We start from the raw sequence: 263 nt of genomic DNA, 5'->3' as shown, positions 1-263 counted from the left end.
CGCCATCGGCTTTGTCGGGTCGAGCGGCAGGAATTTGCACATCTTCAGGAAGGGCCGCACCCACCAGGCCTGGGCGATCTTGTAATCGACGGCAAAGGTCGGTTCTTCCTCGGTGATGGCAAGCGCCAAGGCGCCATCGAGCAGGCTGACATGGTTGAGCGCGATGATCGGCGCGCGGCCGGCCTTCTTGATATTCTCCAGCCCCTCGACCTCGAGGCGCATGAAGGCGCGGAACAGGATCGAGATGAAATCGCGGAAGGGAT

Annotated in this window: 1 protein-coding gene; it reads right to left on the bottom strand. The window is 61.6% G+C overall.

Annotation, left to right across the window (positions count from 1 at the left end; genetic code table 11):
- On the bottom strand, positions 1-263 hold a 263-nt coding region (locus EOD29_RS32600; RefSeq protein ID WP_164763985.1), incomplete at both ends, for a 1-acyl-sn-glycerol-3-phosphate acyltransferase.

Source organism: Mesorhizobium sp. M1A.T.Ca.IN.004.03.1.1 (assembly GCF_003997555.1).
Taxonomy (GTDB): domain Bacteria; phylum Pseudomonadota; class Alphaproteobacteria; order Rhizobiales; family Rhizobiaceae; genus Mesorhizobium.
Note: the sequence above shows the minus strand (reverse complement) of the source record. Positions and strands in the feature narration are given on the sequence as shown.